This is a genomic window from uncultured Campylobacter sp., assembly GCF_937890585.1.
In the GTDB taxonomy this organism is placed as follows: domain Bacteria; phylum Campylobacterota; class Campylobacteria; order Campylobacterales; family Campylobacteraceae; genus Campylobacter_A.
Genome location: NZ_CALACG010000297.1, coordinates 1 through 1,355, shown reverse-complemented (window position 1 = coordinate 1,355; position 1,355 = coordinate 1). Strand labels below are relative to the sequence as shown.

Genomic DNA, 1,355 nt, shown 5'->3' with positions numbered 1-1,355 from the left:
ACGTACAGCGCATTATCTCAAACTTTGAAATCAATGCAACTTATTCCAAATCATCTAACTCCGTATTTTTCCGCGCTGACGAGCATATCTACGATCAAATTAAAGACGCGATAAAGAGTATAGATAAGCAGCTCGAGCAGGTACAGTTTAAACTTACCATAACCGAAACAAATTTAAAAGACATCAAAGATCGCGGCACAAAGCTTCAAAGCTTGCTTAAGCCGCTAAATCACGGTGATTTGGCTTATTACATAAATTTAATCACTTCGCCCTATACCACGAACTCAAACGTAATTAGAAACGATGATGACGGCTTTTTTGGCGTTTTAAATTTCCTTGATACCAATGGGCTTACCAAAATCATATCCAGCCCTTTTTTAACGGCTCGCAACCATACCGAGGGATATTTCTCAACTGTCCAAAACATTCCCTACCTGGTGCAAAATAGCCAAACTTCAGCCACTCAAACGACTACGCAAAATTCATACGAATACAAAGACGTTGGTCTCAAAGTAACTCTAAAACCTATCATTTTACGCGATCATATAGATTTTGATTTACATCTTATCCTCGAGGACCTTTTATCATCAAGCAATACCCTAACCCCTACCACATCAAAAAAGGAGCTTAAAAGCTCGTATTCTCTAAAACGCGGCGACATCTTAGTCTTATCCGGCATAAACAAAAGTACTAATCAAAAACAACGTAACGGCATCCCCATACTTAAAGACATCTTTTTACTTAAATATCTTTTTTCTGTCGAGCAAGATCAAGAAATAGACTCAGTCGTAACTTTAACGATACAGGTAATTTAAATTTGTAAAGTTTCAAAGAGACTATATGCAAAATTTCTCCTTTGTAAATAATCTCGGCGAAGTAAAAAGCCTTCTTGATATATCAATGTCCGCAAATTTTAGCAAGCGTTATTATGCTGAAGTCTCAAATCGTATCAATACCTTAAACTCTTTTAGCATTATGTATCAGCAAAAAGGAGTATTTTTGACTATCACGCTAAATGGTTGCTTTCGCGGTGCTTTAAAGGGCGAATACGGCAAATTTAAGTCGCTTGATTGGAAATATATCCCTAGCGATATAAAATCTCGTATGAAAAACGGCGAAAAGCTTGAAATTAGGGATTTAGTCCAGATTTTAAATTATCAATGGTTGCTTTTAATTAAACGCTATTATAAGAAATATAAAGGCGTTGATCGCTCCTATGTTCGCTGCTTTGAGCCGCATAAAAAGGACGGCGTGCCGCATATTCATGCTCTTTTTTACGTTCCTGCGCATACTATTCCTTATCTTTTTGAGTGCTATAACTGTCTCTTATACACATCTGACGCTGCCGATGAATA

2 protein-coding genes are annotated in these 1,355 nt (G+C 37.0%); both read left to right on the top strand.

Annotation, left to right across the window (positions count from 1 at the left end; translation table 11 throughout):
- Nucleotides 1-815 (top strand): type II and III secretion system protein (locus tag Q0296_RS08990; protein WP_298039588.1); only part of this gene is annotated, 815 nt, incomplete at its 5' end.
- A gap of 184 nt (nucleotides 816-999) precedes the next feature.
- On the top strand, nucleotides 1,000-1,355 hold a 356-nt coding region (locus tag Q0296_RS08985; RefSeq protein ID WP_298039584.1), incomplete at its 3' end, for a hypothetical protein.